General features: G+C 35.7%; 19 protein-coding genes and 1 pseudogene. 7 read left to right on the top strand and 13 right to left on the bottom strand.

Features of this window, described 5'->3' with window-relative positions; translation table 11 throughout:
• Positions 1-117: 117 nt before the first annotated feature.
• Positions 118-552, top strand: a complete 435-nt coding sequence (locus NSQ40_RS05570; RefSeq protein ID WP_003195737.1) for an HIT family protein — start codon at positions 118-120, stop codon at positions 550-552.
• Between the two features lie 41 nt (positions 553-593).
• On the opposite strand, the gene NSQ40_RS05565 is transcribed toward NSQ40_RS05570, so the two are convergent.
• Positions 594-785 (bottom strand): hypothetical protein, encoded by a 192-nt coding sequence (locus tag NSQ40_RS05565; protein WP_003195735.1) that lies wholly within the window; start codon positions 783-785, stop codon positions 594-596.
• A 79-nt stretch (positions 786-864) separates the two neighbouring features.
• Here NSQ40_RS05565 and NSQ40_RS05560 point away from each other — a divergent pair, with 79 nt between their 5' ends.
• Positions 865-1,227: a YtxH domain-containing protein gene (locus tag NSQ40_RS05560; protein WP_003195733.1), complete on the top strand. Its 363-nt coding sequence runs from the start codon at positions 865-867 to the stop codon at positions 1,225-1,227.
• A gap of 300 nt (positions 1,228-1,527) precedes the next feature.
• Positions 1,528-2,085 (top strand): HTH-type transcriptional regulator Hpr, encoded by a 558-nt coding sequence (locus NSQ40_RS05555; protein WP_003195731.1) that lies wholly within the window; start codon positions 1,528-1,530, stop codon positions 2,083-2,085.
• Between the two features lie 6 nt (positions 2,086-2,091).
• Here the strand turns inward: NSQ40_RS05555 and NSQ40_RS05550 are convergent, their stop codons facing one another.
• Positions 2,092-2,427: a DUF1878 family protein gene (locus NSQ40_RS05550; RefSeq protein ID WP_003195729.1), complete on the bottom strand. Its 336-nt coding sequence runs from the start codon at positions 2,425-2,427 to the stop codon at positions 2,092-2,094.
• 119 nt (positions 2,428-2,546) lie between these two features.
• On the opposite strand from NSQ40_RS05550, the gene NSQ40_RS05545 reads away from it, so the two are divergent.
• Entirely contained in the window at positions 2,547-2,741 is a 195-nt protein-coding gene (locus tag NSQ40_RS05545; protein ID WP_018766633.1) for a hypothetical protein, read from the top strand.
• A 30-nt stretch (positions 2,742-2,771) separates the two neighbouring features.
• Here the strand turns inward: NSQ40_RS05545 and NSQ40_RS29415 are convergent, their stop codons facing one another.
• Positions 2,772-2,843, bottom strand: coding sequence for a YjcZ family sporulation protein (locus tag NSQ40_RS29415; protein WP_224796251.1), 72 nt, complete (start codon positions 2,841-2,843; stop codon positions 2,772-2,774).
• A 355-nt stretch (positions 2,844-3,198) separates the two neighbouring features.
• Between NSQ40_RS29415 and prsA the strand changes: the two genes are divergently transcribed.
• Complete coding sequence (gene prsA / locus NSQ40_RS05535; RefSeq protein ID WP_003195728.1) at positions 3,199-4,044, top strand: peptidylprolyl isomerase PrsA; 846 nt, start codon at positions 3,199-3,201, stop codon at positions 4,042-4,044.
• A gap of 294 nt (positions 4,045-4,338) precedes the next feature.
• Here the strand turns inward: prsA and glpD are convergent, their stop codons facing one another.
• From glpD to NSQ40_RS05485, 10 genes and pseudogenes are all read right to left on the bottom strand, one after another.
• Positions 4,339-6,021, bottom strand: a complete 1,683-nt coding sequence (gene glpD / locus NSQ40_RS05530) for an aerobic glycerol-3-phosphate dehydrogenase (RefSeq protein WP_003195727.1) — start codon at positions 6,019-6,021, stop codon at positions 4,339-4,341.
• Positions 6,022-6,154: 133 nt separating this feature from the next.
• Positions 6,155-7,645 (bottom strand): glycerol kinase GlpK, encoded by a 1,491-nt coding sequence (glpK, locus tag NSQ40_RS05525; protein WP_003195725.1) that lies wholly within the window; start codon positions 7,643-7,645, stop codon positions 6,155-6,157.
• A 13-nt stretch (positions 7,646-7,658) separates the two neighbouring features.
• Positions 7,659-8,480 (bottom strand): glycerol uptake facilitator protein GlpF, encoded by an 822-nt coding sequence (gene glpF / locus NSQ40_RS05520; RefSeq protein WP_003195722.1) that lies wholly within the window; start codon positions 8,478-8,480, stop codon positions 7,659-7,661.
• Between the two features lie 541 nt (positions 8,481-9,021).
• On the bottom strand, positions 9,022-9,579 hold the full coding sequence (locus tag NSQ40_RS05515; RefSeq protein WP_003206079.1) for a glycerol-3-phosphate responsive antiterminator: 558 nt from the start codon (positions 9,577-9,579) through the stop codon (positions 9,022-9,024).
• Positions 9,580-9,818: 239 nt separating this feature from the next.
• The gene (locus tag NSQ40_RS05510; protein WP_003195714.1) at positions 9,819-10,019 is read right to left on the bottom strand and encodes a sporulation YhaL family protein; all 201 of its coding nucleotides are present in this window, start codon (positions 10,017-10,019) and stop codon (positions 9,819-9,821) included.
• Between the two features lie 144 nt (positions 10,020-10,163).
• On the bottom strand, positions 10,164-12,551 hold the full coding sequence (locus NSQ40_RS05505; RefSeq protein ID WP_098716370.1) for an immune inhibitor A domain-containing protein: 2,388 nt from the start codon (positions 12,549-12,551) through the stop codon (positions 10,164-10,166).
• Positions 12,552-12,776: 225 nt separating this feature from the next.
• Positions 12,777-13,661: an alpha/beta fold hydrolase gene (locus NSQ40_RS05500; protein WP_097787157.1), complete on the bottom strand. Its 885-nt coding sequence runs from the start codon at positions 13,659-13,661 to the stop codon at positions 12,777-12,779.
• 346 nt (positions 13,662-14,007) lie between these two features.
• The gene (locus tag NSQ40_RS05495) at positions 14,008-14,208 is read right to left on the bottom strand and encodes a Phr family secreted Rap phosphatase inhibitor (protein ID WP_098101457.1); all 201 of its coding nucleotides are present in this window, start codon (positions 14,206-14,208) and stop codon (positions 14,008-14,010) included.
• Positions 14,205-15,299 (bottom strand): Rap family tetratricopeptide repeat protein, encoded by a 1,095-nt coding sequence (locus NSQ40_RS05490; RefSeq protein WP_097787155.1) that lies wholly within the window; start codon positions 15,297-15,299, stop codon positions 14,205-14,207. The genes NSQ40_RS05495 and NSQ40_RS05490 overlap by 4 nt, the downstream gene beginning before the upstream one ends.
• Before the next feature lie 218 nt (positions 15,300-15,517).
• Positions 15,518-15,876 (bottom strand): annotated as a pseudogene (locus NSQ40_RS05485) (tyrosine-type recombinase/integrase); the annotation flags it as partial.
• A gap of 451 nt (positions 15,877-16,327) precedes the next feature.
• Here NSQ40_RS05485 and NSQ40_RS05480 point away from each other — a divergent pair.
• Together NSQ40_RS05480 and NSQ40_RS05475 are read left to right on the top strand one after the other, a co-directional pair.
• The gene (locus NSQ40_RS05480; protein ID WP_033795931.1) at positions 16,328-16,711 is read left to right on the top strand and encodes a hypothetical protein; all 384 of its coding nucleotides are present in this window, start codon (positions 16,328-16,330) and stop codon (positions 16,709-16,711) included.
• Positions 16,712-16,764: 53 nt separating this feature from the next.
• A complete protein-coding gene (locus tag NSQ40_RS05475; protein WP_003195700.1) occupies positions 16,765-17,259 on the top strand; it encodes a hypothetical protein in 495 nt (164 codons plus the stop codon).
• The last annotated feature ends 31 nt before the right edge of the window (positions 17,260-17,290 follow it).

The following is a 17,290-nucleotide window of genomic DNA, read 5'->3' as shown; positions in this document are numbered from 1 at the left end:
GCTTTTTCAATCCCTCTTCAGAAAGCAGGAAGCTGAGTCAGCTTCCTGTTTTTCGTGTTTGTTCTCCTATGTAAGTATGGTAAAATACGGCTAAGACTACTTGAAAGGATGAGAATAATGAATCACACAGCGGATAATTGTATTTTTTGTAAAATCATTGAAGGACAAATCCCTTGCTCAAAAGTATATGAAGATGAACATGTGCTTGCATTTTTAGATATTAGCCAAGTGACAAAAGGACATACACTTGTCATTCCAAAGGTACATAAACAAGATATTTTTGCTTTAACGCCAGAAATCGCATCACATATTTTTTCTGTCGTTCCTAAAATCTCAAATGCGATTAAATCTGAATTTAACCCAGTCGGCTTTAACCTTTTGAATAACAACGGTGAGAAGGCTGGACAAACTGTATTCCACTTCCACCTTCATTTAATTCCACGCTACGGTGAAAACGATGGTTTTGGCGCTGTTTGGAAATCACACCAAAATGAATATACGACGGAAAATTTACAAAACATCGCAAGTACCATTGCAAATAGTGTAAAATAAGGGTAAGAATTCTCTCTATTTTGTACGAATTGTAAACCGTACTATAGAAACATATAAAATACGATTGTACATAACAAGCCTATTCCTCCAAAAGAAATGTACTGCATGGCTTGTTTCTTAGCCCAAAATGCTGGAGGATACGATCTTTTTTGCTTTATAAATAACAATAAATGCATAGCACGTACAAGAAAGAAAAGACTTACGATAAAACAAATTGTTGTCACAAGTTTCACTTTTCTCCCCCCTTGTCTTAAGCATATGCATTGTTTTATACATCATGAATACCAACAAAAAATAAGGAGGTTTCCTTTTATGTCAAAAGTTAAATCCTTTGTAACAGGTATCATTTGTGGCGGAGCTGTCGCTGGACTAGCCGTTCTTTTTTCTACTCCTTCTTCTGGTAAAGATATGCGGGATAAACTAAAAGAAAAAGGAAATGATATAAAAAAAACGCTGGCTGATATTACTGCTGATACAAAATTATTAAAACGTCAAATTGTTGAAACAGCTTCAGAAGGTAAAGAAGTTTTTCAAGAATTGAAAGACGATATGCAGGATACGCTTTCCACATGGAAACAAGATATTTCCCAAAACAAGCTTCATATTGAACAAGAGATTTTAGACATTCAAAAATCAATTGAAAAACTGCAACAAGCAGTTCCAGAAAAAGCGTAAACGATGTTTCATTCTTAGTTTTTGCATATAACAAATATTTTTTATAACTATTTCTCTTCCCGCGACATATCACATAGATATGTCGTGTTTTTATGCATTTACAATATATGTTATCCTCTATTACGTGAAGATAACACATATTGTTATGACACCTAAAACGCTTCCACAGTTATGCATGATTTGTACAAGAATATAATTTTTCCTAAAAATTTTCACAATTCTCACAAAAAGACTTTATTAATTTTTATTTTACTGGCATAATAGATACTAATGAATAAGAATGTAAAAGTGGGTGAGTAAATGAAAAGTGGAGAAAAAGATTATTCGGTAAAAGAAGCCATGATTTTCAGTCAACGCATTGCTCAATTATCGAAGGCATTATGGAAATGCGTAGAAAAAGATTGGCAACAGTGGATTAAACCATATGATTTAAACATTAACGAACATCATATTTTATCCATTGCTTATCATTTAAAAGGGGCTTCTATTTCCGAGATTGCAAAGTTTGGCGTTATGCATGTATCAACTGCATTTAACTTTTCCAAAAAACTTGAAGAGCGCGGCTATCTTGTATTTTCAAAAAAAGAAGATGATAAGCGAAATACGTATATTGAAATTACAGAAAAAGGGGAAACATTGCTACTGCAATTAATGGAGGAGTATGCCCCTGAAAATAATTCGGTCTTTAATGGCGCTCTTGCACTTCGCAATTTTTATGGTAAGTTCCCAGAAAACATCGAGTTAATCGCGATTTTAAGAAATATTTATGGACAAGATTTTATCGATATTTTTGAGAAATCACTAGAAAGTATTGAGGAAAATTTTATGGAACACGATCAAAAATTAATTAAAAAATAATATTGATTATTTTTTCGCTGTCATGCGTAAAAATTCTTGCATAATTGGCTGAAATAAGCCCTGTCTATGTAGCGCTTCTGCAGTCTCGTTTACTTCGAGCTGATGTGGAAGCGCTTTTTCAAACTGCTCCAAAAGAGCATCAAACAAAAGTAAGCCTTCTTGTTTCTCTACTATGTATTGTTCGTTCAATTGTTCACAAAGATTCAGTATACGTTCAATATCTTTTTTACGAGCTTTTTTCTTTATAATTAAAGAATAAAATGGACACTTATCTTCATCGATCATTTGGAAAAGAAGTTCTACATAATATTCAGCTTGCTCTAGTCGTTTTACAACGTCCATTTTTCCCCTCACTTTCTAACACAAGGTCTTCTATTTCTGAATTTTATAACACTAACAAAATATCGTATGATACAATATATAAAAGTATATGTATTTTGGCCAAAAGGAGGTATCTCCTCGTGACTCTTATAGAAATTGTTTTTGTCACATTTGCACTTATTGTTCTATTCTACACGAATTTCCTGACACATACACTGTGTGTGCGGAAACAACTATCCGAGAGCCGACAAACGAGCGCTTTTCGGGTTATTAATGTATGTATTACCATTCTATTAATTTCTAGTTATATAGAAATTATATTTCATGCAAAGTGAGGAAGGAAAGCCCCTTCCTCATTTTTTCCTCTATAAGCAAATTATACCTATAATGACTAATAAAATAAACAGTACAACCAATAAAATAAGTGATGAATTCATTCACCCATCCCCTCTCCTCTTTCCTATATATGCACATTCGCCCAAATTGGTACTCATTCCCAATCTGACAATCTTTATAAACAAATAGGTAATTTTTCTTTATCAATAGGAAAAGACGTCGAAATGTGATATATTAAATTTTGTACATATTGCTTATACTATAGAATAAAATTACCTTCAGCTAAATTTTATCCTCAGCCTCGGTAAGCCCTGTTAAGCAGGCTTTTAACTTTATAAGAAGGCGAAACCAGTGAGACTTAATCGGGCTCTTTTGGACAAGCATCATCTGAAATGAGGACGCTCTCCATTTGTGCGGGATAAATTAAAAATACATAATAGTAGGAGTGTTTATTGAATGAAGAAAGCTATGCTTGCCTTAGCAGCAACAAGTTTGATTGCTTTATCAGCATGTGGATCATCTGACAAAATTGTTACATCTAAAGCTGGTGACATTTCAAAAGAAGACCTTTACAAACAAATGAAAGACAGAGCTGGTAAACAAATTTTACGTGGTATGGTACTTGAGAAAGTACTTGTTAAAAACCATAAAGTCGACGATAAAGAAGTTGACAAAAAATATGATGAATACAAAAAGCAACTTGGCGATCAATTTGACGCAGCTTTAAAACAACAAGGCTTTACAAAAGACTCATTTAAAGAAAGCGTTCGTGCTGAATTAGCGATGGACAAAGCTATTGAAAGCAGTATCACTGACAAAGAATTAAAAGAGAATTATAAACCTGAAATTAAAGCAAGTCACATCCTTGTAAAAGATGAAGCAACTGCGAAAAAAGTAAAAGAAGAACTTGGACAAGGTAAATCTTTTGAAGAATTAGCAAAACAATACTCAGAAGATAAAGGTTCTGCTGAAAAAGGCGGCGACTTAGGCTACTTCGGACCTGGTAAAATGGTAAAAGAATTTTCAGATGCTGCATATAAATTGAAAAAAGATGAAGTAAGTGAGCCTGTGAAATCACAATTCGGTTACCATATCATCAAAGTAACTGATATTAAAGAACAAAAATCATTTGAAGAAGAAAAAGCAAACATTAAAAAAGGCCTAGTTGAGAAGAAAAAACAAGATCCTCAATTCATGGCTGAGCTTCAAGACAAAGAACTTAAAAAAGCTGATGTGAAGGTTGAAGATAAAGATTTAAAAGATACCTTTGAGACTCCAAAAGCTGAAAAAGAGAAGAAATAATAAAAAAAGCTCGGCATATGCCGAGCTTTTTTTATTAGGCCGTTGAAGAGACAGGAGAATTTGTTGTAGAAGAAGTAACAGAATGGGTTAGTAGAAACTAGTAAATGAAATTTTATAGGCGCAAATCCAAATATATCGACCGTTTTTCAAAATATATTGGCGTTTCGACAAAGGATATCGACTTTGCGATAAATAAAAACAGGAGCCGTCCAGTTCCCGTTTCCCAACATTCTGTTAAAAAACCCCGAATTGTGGACAATTCGGGGTTTCGTTCGGAAAAAAGTGTATTTATTTTTATGCTAATGCAGCTGCTTGTTCTTGCTGATCTACAGGCACTACAGCGTCTCTTAATGCTTTCTCTAATTCAGCTGTGTATTTCATTTGTTCTTCTTTGCTCCAGCCTAATTTTGCTGCCATATATGCAACGACTGCTTCTTTCCACTCATATACCCAGTGAATGTTAAAGAATACAGCCCCTCTGCGGCGTACGAAGAAGTCAACAGGTTTTGCTGTCATTTCATAATCCATCGCGTATACAAGCGGTACAAGCACGTCTAACGGCATGTTATATTCTTTTGCTTCTGCTTTATGTTGTTTTGCTAAGTTAAAGAGAATATCTACGTTAGATCCATAGAATTTCGCAAACTCTTCTGCTTGCTTTGCTGTTAAACCATATTTTGTTCCCTCTTGTGCTTTTTTCGCAACGAATGTTGGGAATTGTTTTGATCCACTTACATGTCCACCAGAGATTGGCATATGCTTCGTTTCACTTTTCGGATACGCACTATGTCCTTCTTTTTGTAATAATGACGTTACATAATCTACTACCATTTCAGCCATTTTACGATATCCTGTTAATTTTCCACCCGCAATTGTGATTAAACCAGATTCAGAAGTCCAAATTTCATCTTTACGAGAAATTTCAGATGCACTCTTACCTTCTTCATAAATTAATGGGCGAACACCAGCCCAACTTGATTCAATATCTTTTTCTGTAATCTTCACAGTTGGGAACATATAGTTAATCGCATTAATGATATATGTGCGATCTTCTGTTGTCATTTGTGGTACTGCTGCGTCTTTATCATAGAACGTATCAGTTGTACCTACATATGTTTTTCCGCCACGTGGAATTGCGAAGACCATACGCTTGTCTGGTGTATCAAAGTAGATCGCTTGCCCTAGTGGGAAACGTTTTTGATCGATTACTAAGTGAACACCTTTAGATAATTGCAATACTTTTCCTCTTTTTGAATTATCTTTTTCACGTAATGTATCTACCCAAGGTCCAGCTGCGTTTACAATTTTCTTACCGTATACTTCATACACTTCTCCATCTAATAAATCGACGACACGTACACCACATACTTTTCCATCTTTATATAAGAAACCGTCTACTTTTGCATAGTTGACTGCTTTTGCACCATGTTCAATTGCTTCTTTCATAACTTCGATTGTTAAACGAGCATCATCTGTACGATACTCTACGTAATAACCGCCGCCCTTTAAGCCTTCTTGTTTTACAAGCGGTTCTTTTTTCATTGTTTCTTCACGGCTAAACATTTTTCTACGTTCGCTGCGTTTTACACCCGCTAGGAAGTCGTATACACGAAGACCGATTGATGTACTGAATGAACCAAATGTACCGCCTTTATGGAACGGAAGTAACATCCACTCTGGTGTTGTTACATGGGGACCGTTCTCATATACGATCGCACGCTCTTTCCCAACTTCTGCTACCATTTTCACTTCAAGTTGTTTCAAATAACGTAAACCACCGTGTACAAGCTTCGTTGAACGACTTGATGTACCTGCTGCAAAGTCTTGCATTTCAAACACAATTGTTGATAAACCGCGTGTTGCTCCATCTAATGCAATACCAGAACCAGTAATACCTCCACCAATTACGATCACATCTAACTCTTGTTTATTTACTCCATTTAATACGTCTTTACGTTGTTTACTTGAAAATTTCATGGTAATTCCTCCCTTTGATAACGAAAAAAGAGACCACAAACTCCGCTATAGAATTCGCTTCTATAGCGTGTTGTGGTCTCTCCAAATCTCCTACCGAATTATTAACTTATCATCATTATAACACTGTTTATAATTATTTAAAAGCTTTTGTTGCTTCAATTGCTTTTTTCCAACCAGCATATAGCTCTTCACTTGTTTCCGCTTCCATTGCTGGTGCAAAGCGCTTGTCCATATTCCACTGCGCCTTAATTTCGTCTTGGTTTTCCCAATATCCAACTGCAAGACCTGCTAAATACGCTGCACCTAAAGCCGTTGTTTCATTCACTTCTGGACGCTCTACTGGAACATCTAACATATCACTTTGGAATTGCATTAAGAAGTTATTCTTAACCGCTCCTCCATCAACGCGTAATGTTTTCAGTTCAATACCTGAATCTGCTTCCATAGCACATAATACATCTTTTGTTTGATATGCTAATGATTCTAGCGTTGCACGGATAAAGTGTTCTTTCGTTGTTCCGCGTGTTACGCCAAATACCGCTCCGCGTACTTCACTATCCCAATATGGTGTTCCAAGCCCTACGAATGCTGGAACAACGTAAACGCCATCTGTTGATTCAACGCGAGATGCGTATTCTTCGCTCTCACTTGCATCTTTAAACATACGCATGCCGTCACGTAACCACTGGATTGCAGAACCTGCTACGAAAATACTTCCTTCCAGCGCATATTCAACTTTACCATTTAAACCCCATGCAATTGTTGTTAATAGGCCATGTTCAGATGCAACTGCTTTTTCACCTGTATTCATTAACATGAAGCAACCAGTTCCATACGTATTCTTCGCCATACCTTCACCGAAGCAAGCTTGTCCAAATAACGCAGCTTGTTGGTCACCTGCGATACCTGCGATTGGTATATTTTGGTTAAAGAAATGATAATCAACTGTATGGGCATATACTTCAGAAGATTGACGTACTTCTGGAAGCATGCTTTTCGGCACTTCTAACATATCTAGAAGCTCATCATCCCACTGCAGGTCATGAATATTAAACATTAATGTACGTGATGCGTTTGAATAGTCTGTTACGTGCGCTTTACCACCAGACAATTTCCATACAAGCCATGTATCAATTGTACCGAATAATAATTCGCCGCGTTCTGCTCTTTCTCTTGCACCTTCAACGTTATCTAAAATCCATTTTACTTTCGTACCTGAGAAATATGCATCAATTAAAAGTCCTGTTTTTTCGCGAACCATATCGCTATAGCCTTTTTCTTTTAACTCATCACAAATTTCAGCTGTTTGGCGAGATTGCCATACGATTGCGTTATAAACTGGTTTACCAGTTTCTTTATCCCATACAACCGCTGTTTCACGTTGGTTTGTAATTCCGATACCAGCGATTTGCTCTGGCTTTACGTCCGCTTCACTTAAACAAGTTGCAATAACCGCTAAAATTGATCCCCAAATTTCTTGTGCATTATGCTCTACCCAACCTGGCTTTGGAAAATGTTGTGTAAATTCTTTTTGAGCTGAATGAACAATTTTACCTTCTTTATTAAAAAGGATTGCACGTGAGCTTGTTGTTCCTTGGTCTAATGAAAGAATGTATTTTTTCATAATCGGTTCCCCCTTATGCTACTTTTCTACTATTTGTATTGTTTTCGCTCTTTTTACTTGTCATATAAGAGATTGCTAGTACAATCACAGTTGCAATTATCACATAAATAAATGCTGCATTTTGTTTTCCTTCAAATACAACTTGATGGAATAAACCTGCAAGTGATCCACCTAAAATCGGTCCTACTACCGGAATCCATGCATATTTCCAGTTTGATCCACCTTTACCCGGAATCGGTAAGAAGAAGTGTGCAATACGAGGTCCTAAATCACGAGCTGGGTTAATTGCATAACCTGTTGTTCCACCTAATGATAAACCAATACTTACAATTAAGAAACCTACGATGAATGGATTTAAACCATCCGCAAATTTATTTGCACCAATTGCTAATATACCAAATACTAAAACGAATGTTCCAATCATTTCACTTAAAAGGTTTGCAAATGTATTCGGAATTGCTGGTCCTGTTGCAAAAACGCCTAATTTTGTACCTGGGTCTTCTGTTTCTTTCCAATGAGGTAAGTAATGTAAATATACGATAATTGCACCGATGATTGCACCGATCATTTGCGCTGCGATATAACCTGGTACATCATTCCATGGAAGCGCTCCCTTAAAAGCAAGTCCAATTGTTACTGCTGGATTTAAATGTGCCCCACTAATCGATCCTACTGCATATGCTGCGATGGCAACCGCTAAGCCCCAGCCCATCGTAATAACAATCCAACCAGAATCCTTTGCAAACGACTTCTTTAAACTTACGCCTGCACAAACGCCGCCACCAAGAACGATTAACAACGCTGTCCCTATTAACTCCCCTAAAAATGCTGACATAAAATCCCTCCACAATCAATTTAAATAATTCCAATGTGATAGAGGTAAAATGAATGGCCATTCGTTTTTTTTTCAAAAGAAAAAGATCCACACCTGGCATGCTTCTATATAAAAAATATAGAAACAATGAAATGTGGATCTCTTCTTTTCTCCGTCACGTTTATTAACTTATCTATAATGTTAACCTTAAATGAAAGCGGTGTCAATACATTCTTTTCACATTTTCGACACTTTTTATTTTTCTCAACATACAAGCCACTGTTACGAGAAAAAAGCGGTCTTTCACTCACTTTCTCCCTTTGTTTGTACAAGGCATAAGGCGAAATTAGGTACTGACCGCTTTTTTACACAGGCGGATCCTCTTTCCCGCCTAAAAGAAAGCTTTTATTTCGGTTTTCCCACATATAAATCGCGGCTTTGTAAACAAAAGCGGTCTTCCACTCATTTTCTCTCTTTGTTTTCATACGGCATGGGACGAAAATGGGTACTGACCGCTTCTATGCTCAGACGGATCCTCTCTCCGCCTAAAAGAAAGCTTTTTCTATTTTTGGTAATGTTTCCAGAGTTCTTTTTTCGACGTTGTAATTGCCGTCGCACCAGCGGATAACGCTCTTTCTACATCATCAACCGTACGAATAAATCCGCCTGCTAAAATCGGTACGCCCGTCCGTTCTTTTACCTCAGCAATCACACCTGTTAAAGCTCCGGGAAGCACCTCAATATAATCTGGTTTTGTTTTTTCTAAAAGATTACAACTTTTTTCCATTGCACTCGAATCAATTAAAAAGATACGTTGAATCGCGACAACACCCTTTTGCTTCGCTTTCATAATTACACTTGCCTTTGTCGACAATAGTCCATATGGCTTATACTCTTGGCATAAAAACTCTGTCGCATGGCCATCGCTTTGCAAACCGTGAATTAAATCGACATGTAAAAATACCTTTTTACAATGCTGCTTCGCAAGTGCAACAACACTTTTCAATTGACCGATATGAATGTCTAAAATAACAATATACTCATAAGAACTATATAGTAACTTTTCTAAATCTTTTATTTGCCGAACAGCTGGCAAAATATTTTGTTCATGAAATTCCATTCAAAAATTCCCCTTCTTTACGTCATCCTACCTTTTATAGTACACAATTTAAGCGAAAAGAAAAGCTAGCAAGAGAAATTTTTAATTCTCATTCTTGTCGCGTTGTGTTGAACAGTCGATATCCTATGTCCAATTGCCGATATATGACGAGAAACGGTCGATATATCTTAAAAATCGCAATATAATGATGGCGCAAAAAAAGAGTGAATAACCGATTAGTTACTCACTCTTTACTAGGATTAAAGCAACACAGAATCCTTATCACTCTCTTGATTACGTCTCTCGCGTTCTTCTTCTAAACGCTTCATATATACTTCTCCTTCTTTTTCAATAAACTCATTATCCATATCTTGCTCTTTTTTCGAAGTATATAAAACCATGTAACCACTTACGACAATCCCGATAATAACAAGATAAATCCACCATGGTAAAGTTTCCACTCTTCGCCCTTCCTTTCCTGAGACAAGCCTTGTTAGTTTCACTATATGAAGGTAAGACAAGAGTTATGACAATTTCTTTTTCAAACAAGTAAAGCAGTACTCCCATCTACAATCACCGTAGATAGAAGTACTGTCTTTAAAATTCTATCGATGAATCCAAACTGCACCTGCAGACTTGTCTTCAGCTTGTCCTACTACCTCAAACTTCAATCCTAGTTTCGGCAACTTACGTCCTGCATCTGGAATGATGCTGTTGATATACTGCTTAGAATCATCAAATTTCGCAACGCCTGGTAATCCTTTATAGTCAAAGATACCGCGAGTTGGCGAATCTACTTTCCATGCTGGCGTTTGATCAAATGAGAATGCCGCATCGGCAATTTGATAACGCGTACTGCTTTTCACAGTCGGTTGTCCGTTTAATGTCCCTACGATTGCCTCTGGATGAGAATCTACTACTCCTAAGAATCCTTCACCTGGATGAACGCCTACCCAGTTATCTGTAAAGCTTTGATCCGCATACCATACAACCATTCCTGTGTTAAAGACTGGGCCACGTGCATGTTGTAACGCCATGTCAGAACCAGCGTAATTTCTCCACTCTACATAGTAGTTATGTTTTTTCTGTTCAAATCCGTTAGACACAGTAAATCCTTTTAACGCCATTGCAGGTTGTCCTTCTGCATCATCAGAGAAAACAACTTTGCCATCTACAGTTAATGCTGCATTATCTAACGCAAATCCTTTATAAGCTACTGCAATATCTGTTAAATACTCAAATTGCAGTTTTACTTTTTTCCCTTTGAATTGGCTTAAATCGTATGATTTATCAACCCACTTACCATCGGTTGTATCCATACCGCCTTTTACGTCTTTTTCGCCCATTCTATCAATACGTGTCTTCGTTCCATCTTCTGCAATAGCGTACACGTCAAGGAAATCATACTTCGCTTCAAGCTCATAGAATGCCTTATAATCAAACTTAGCATCCGTTGCATTTGTTAAATCAAATACTGGTGTCTCAAGTGTTGTATGAATGTCATTTCCTTTTGTACTGTAATAAAACTTCTTACCAAATGCCGATTCGATATTTTTTATATCTTTGTCCGGCAAGTTAACGCGAACGATTCCTGGTCGTTTTGATTTCGTAACACTTTGATCTAAATATGTTGCAGCACCGATTCCCGTGCCAAGTTTATCATAATCTACCTCAACGATATTCGCCCAGTTACCCTTCATATTCTTTTGGAAAAACTCTTTATTTTGTGGTGAAAAACTTGTTGGCTCTGTTCCTGCAATCTTTCCAGCCCAGCTGCCGCCGCTCATAATAGACCAAGATTCAACTGGTTCACCTTGTCCAGTGTACTTTGTATCGTACTCATCCGGTAAGCCTAAATCATGACCGTACTCATGGGCAAACACACCTACTGCTCCATCTTCAGGCTCGATTGTATAATCGTATGCAGCCATCTTTCCGCCCCAATTCGGAACAGAAGCTTGTGTTCCATCAATTGCATATGGTTTTGATCCAAGTTTTGAACGGTGAGACCAAATCGCATCATCTTTCAATTTACCGCCGCCAGCTTCTTGACCCACGCCAGCATGAACAACCATTAAATGATCAATAATGCCATCTGGCTCATTTTTATTACCATCTTCATCTTGATCGTACTGATCAAATTGGTCAAAATCAGCTAAGTTTATCCCTTTTGCTACTGCTGCTTTTAATGCTTCCTTCACAAAATCACGCGGTCCTAAAGGTCCTTTATTATCATGACCGGTACCAGCATCTGCACCATAATCAGAAGCTTTTCCTGGAACAGTAAGCCACTCCGTTACAGTTCCATCAACTGTGTAGCTACCACCTGATTGCTCTTCATAATATTGCTTGAATGTATTAATTTTTGACCCATCAAATAGCGTAAATGGCTCATCACCAAATAACATTTTTTGATAATGTTCACGATTAAAGTCCTTAGAATACATGTATCCTGGCGCTTGATCAATATTGTTATGTTTAAAATCGCTAAATTCTACGAGTAAAACAAGCACTTTATCTTTCCGAACAGCTCCATTGTACTCTTCTTGCTTCGCTGGTGTAGTAGGTACTTTTCCATTTAATTTTCTAGGATTCAATCCTGCATCTTGTCCAGCTACTGGTCCTGCTGTTGGCTGCTGCGCCTGTTCATTTTCCTTCATTTTTGCATCTTTTACTTTTTTCATAAAATCAGAAGCTTCTTGCGTAAGACTATCTTCTGTAATGATTTCTTTCCCAGGGTTTTCCCCTTTCTTTTTCTCAACATACTTTTCAACAGCCTTTGATGTCTCAGCTTGTGATGCAGATTGATCAATTACTCCCCGTTGTTTTAGCGCTTCTGCCAAACGCTCCTCCGGTATTAAATGCTCATCTATTGGTAGAGATGATGATGGTGTTTCAGCATATGCTGCATGACTTCCAAAAGCAAAAGTACTACTTAGCACTGCCGCTGTTGCTAATACTGATAAAGGTTTTAACTTCTTATTCTTCTTCAATGCATTTCCTCCCCGTTGTTTGCGAACTATCGTTTTTTTTGTCGATAACAACATAATATTCGTATTATGACGAATATTCAATATTTTTCAACAAATGAAATGTTGAGAAATATTTTTTTATGCAGGGTGAAATACATAAGATAGCAAAATAAAAAGGTTCTGTCCTAAATAGCAGAACCTTTGTTTGAATCATCTTCTTAATTATGAAAGAAGGAACGGGTAATTCTATTCATTGATAGATACAGCATGCTTTTCAAAAAAAGCTTGGACATATTTCATAAACTCTTCCGGCTCTTGACGGAACGGAGCATGATACCCTTTTTCAATAATATGGAATGTACTATTTTTAAATAGTTGATGATATGCTTCACCATTTTTCCATGAAACGCTTTTATCATTTCTGCCCCAAATGATTAAGGTCGGCACCTTGATTTCATTCGCATCCATCGCTAATCGATGTTCTCTCATCTTACTTAATTCACTATAATGCTCTTTATCATCTCTTCTATTTTTCACCGCATTTTTATCATAATCCGTAATGGTAGATACCGTATTTAAATCAACCGATAAATTCGGCTTTTGGAAACCTTCTTTTTGCTGGAAGGATTCTATTCCTGTCGAGTCCGCTAAAATAAGGTGCGTAATCGCCTCAGGATATAGGTATGTTAAATTAAGAGAAATCTCTCCCCCCATTGAATGACCAAGCACCGCAAACTTATCATAGCCTAATTTTTTCATTAACTTATAATATATATTTGCTTGCGCTGGGAATGAATACTGAAAATCCATAGGCTTCGAAGAACGACCAAATCCTAAAATATCAACTGCAATGATCGTATGATCTTTCGCTAATTCTGGATAAATATCACGAAATCCATCAGAAGAACCTCCAAAGCCATGAAGCATGAGCAGCGGCGGTTTCCCTTCACCAATTTGTTTAAAATATATCGTTTGTCCATCTATGTCTACCATTTTTTCTTTTGTGTTTAATTTTGTTGCAACAGTATTTTTTACTTCTTCTACTTTTGCTGTTGGTTTCTCAACGATATTACAAATCACTAATACGACAAGAACAATACAACTAATTATATAGAACTTTAATCGTTTCAAATTTATTGTCTCCTTTCCTCTACTTTAAATCATGAAAAAATACACTTAACATAAGCTTTCACTTTTTGTCAGCATTTTATAGCCACATAGTTGTAACCATATAAGTTACAACTATAATAAAAAAATATGCTTTCTCTCTAAGTAAGAATGCATTGGGATATTTCTTGTATTTGATTATTTTCGTACTGTTCAACTCTCTTGTAATCATTATAGTTACAAATAAAAAGTAGGTCAATCATTTTTCAAAAGTTTTATATACTTATAGAAATGAAGGATAAAGAAAAAAATAAAAGAAGAACGCCTTTTAGTGAGGGTAAACGTTCTTCTTTTTTTGCTGTAAATTTACTTAAATTTCTTTTGGTGCTGGATAGTCTCCATGCTCATTAGAAGGTGCTCCGCCGCCTTCTCCAATATTAACATAATCAGGGTTTGCAGGTACAGGTAAGTCTGCGTGACCTGCTTGATATGTGAATGAACTCCCTAAACCAATAGATACTATACCAATTAAAGCTAACCCTGTTACAGCAGTAGTGACTTTTTTTATCATTTTAAAGCCCCTTTCTCAAATGTTTTCTCTTTAGCTTGTAAGCCTATATGAAAATACTTACTTGCCTTCACATGATTATCTTTCTCATAAAATTTAACCGCTAGTTTTTCTACATACTCTTGAATGTAATTATATAGTAATTCCTTGTCGAAAAAGGTAATTCCTTCAAGAACAATATTTTCCAAGTCTTCTGTTGAAAAATTCCCATTTAATGCTCGTAAAATCTTGTAGTGATGCTGATATTCTTCATTTTCTAGCTTCACACAAAGCTCATATCCTTGCTCTATCATATCTTTTGCAATATTTGTTTCACCGAGTTTATAATATTCCCTTGCTTGTAAGAAGACCGCTTTAAAATGTGTTGGTTTCTTCTCTGTTACTTCTGATAAATGGCGAATTGCTAAAGTAGAAAGATTTTGACTTGCGTATAGCCAACCTAAATTATTGCGAACACTTAAAACCAATTCCTTTTCGCCAAACTTTTGGAAAATATTAATTGCTGAATTATATTTCTCTTCTGCTTGTTCATATTGTTTTAAGTATACAAGGGAAGCACCTAAAGTATTTTCACATAACCCAACTTTAATTTCGTATCCTGCATGTTTAACGAACTTTTCTTTTGCTTTGATTGCATATTGAATTGATTCAATAGGTTGGTAAAAATGATAGTGAAAAATAGCAACCCTATAATAAAATTCAGCACATTCCAACTCATCAGGCATATATTTTAACAGGTTTTCGGCCTTCTCATAATGTTCACTAGCATCATTATAATTCGTTGTTAACGTAGCATGTATTGCCTTAAAAAAGTGGTAGTAATAAGAAAGAATCTCATCAGAAGGTTTGTTATATGATTCAATAATATCAAAACTATTTTTTGTAATACTTAAACTATCAATTAACACCTTATATCTAAAATCTAGTAAAGCGTAATATAACAATAAGCTTTGATCTTCTTCGACATTAACAATCTTCTCATCAATCTCTTCTTTCAATCGTGTCGCTTTCTCTACTTGTTGTTGCAGCATTGACTGATACCAAGCGTCTAATGAATGCTTAATCTGTTCTTTCGTTACTACATGTGCACTCATAGAAATTCATCCCCCTCGTTTACAACTATAATTATCTAAATATTATCACTTTTCCACAAATTGTATATCCCTCTAAATATATAAATAACTTGAGAAATAATTATCAGAATATTCAACTCGAAAGACATAATTAAAATCCACCTCATAAAAAATAGCTTTCATATCCTTATTGCGGGTAGTACCAGCGAAACTGTCACTACTCGCAATAAGGATATGAATTAAGAATGCACTGATTCCTCTAGATATGATCTCTCTTCAATTTGAATTCGTTCTATCATATCCAATTTAAAGGTCACGTAAGGATTTACATGGCTATAGATGAGTATTTCTTGCAACATTGCTACATCTTTTGTTTATAAAACCAATAGCTGAAGGTTTTGCGCATAGTGTGCGTACCAATGGATTCTACATCGGTAAAATCTCCAGCTTTTTGTAATTGTCGGTACGCTTGGATTTGGCTAATGGGTTGATCTCCTTTTCGAGAAGGAAATAACCAGGTACTTTCTAGGGTTTGGGTATAGGAATAGACTTCATCCAAAATAGAAGTGAGATTAATCATGCGCTCTTTTTTCGTTTTGTAGTAAAAATAAAAAGAACTTGTAAAAAAATACAAGTTCTTTTTAAAATAATGTAAACTGAAGGGTAAAACAAACTATCTTATCAAAAAAACTAGGGATCACTATTTCTTAAGACTACTAGGACCTCTTTATTATATAACAAATATTAACATGCAAGGTTTATAGTTTTGAAAATTATGTGAATTAAGATGACAGATCAATTTATTTCATATATAAAGTTACGTTAAATTCGTGGGGTTTAACCCCACCTTTCCTCCATTGTATGAAGAAATTCGGCAAGTATGGATATGTCGCCGAGCCGAACATACCAAAAACAAAGGGTAATACATTTATGTTTGATATCCGCTTTATTAAAATATTTTCCGTATAGGAAGTGAATAAGCTTCCTATACGGAAAATATTACATATTAATACTTTAGGAGATTTTAAAAATAAAGAGGTGATTTTTAAATGTATAATGAGTCAATATATTTTCCTTATATAAATTATAATCAATACTTCGATCGTCAATTCCCTGGTCCTCAGATTCCAAGTATACCGGGAATGCCAGGTTTTCCGGGTGCACCAGGACAGCAAAGTTCACAAGCTCCAACATCTCCTCCTCCATCATTTATTCCTCAACAATCAACTGCTTCACCATTTGCTGTTGATCCAGGGGCAATTTCATTCTGTTTATTTCGAAATACCTATATATGGCTTACGAATGGTGAACAGTTTTGGTATTATCCGATTTTTGTAGGACGAAGATCTGTTACTGGTTTTAGATGGAACGGTAGGTTTTGGGTGATTTTTGGAATTGATACAAGAAGGATTAGTTCATTTACATGTTTTTAAAAATTATAGAGTAACGATAAAAGTTTAATTATATAAACAAAAGAGGTATTAGAATGAAAAACTTTCAATCATTTGATGGGACAATAACTATGATTAACGATTTTGTAACAGGATCAAATGAAGAAATAGGATGTACTAAATTAATATCCGTAGATAATGGTTATGGGACTCTAACAAATTTTGTAGTGAAACCAAATACTTATTTTATTGACTACGCAGCGGTAGTAGTAGGAGATAAAGTAACTGGATTTTACGATGCTAACGTCCCTGTTCCTCTCATTTTCCCACCACAATTTCAAGCAATTGTTATAGCGAAATATATACCCTATCAAAATGTAAAAGTAGATAATTTTAATGAACAGTTAGAGAGTAGTGATGGAAAATTAAAATTAAATATTTCTCCTTCTACTCAAATTTTATTAACAAATGGCCAATTTTTTACAGGGAATCTTGCGAATCGAAATTTAATAGTTATTTATGGTCTTACAACAATGAGTATACCAGCCCAAACTACGCCATATAAAATCATTGTTTTGTGTCAAAAGTGATTTTTATTTTAAAGGGTCTCTCGGTTTATTT

The organism is Bacillus sp. FSL K6-6038 (genome assembly GCF_038050455.1).
Lineage (GTDB): Bacteria > Bacillota > Bacilli > Bacillales > Bacillaceae_G > Bacillus_A > Bacillus_A pseudomycoides.
The sequence above is the reverse complement of the archived record's forward strand: the minus strand, read 5'-3'. Positions and strand labels throughout refer to the sequence as shown.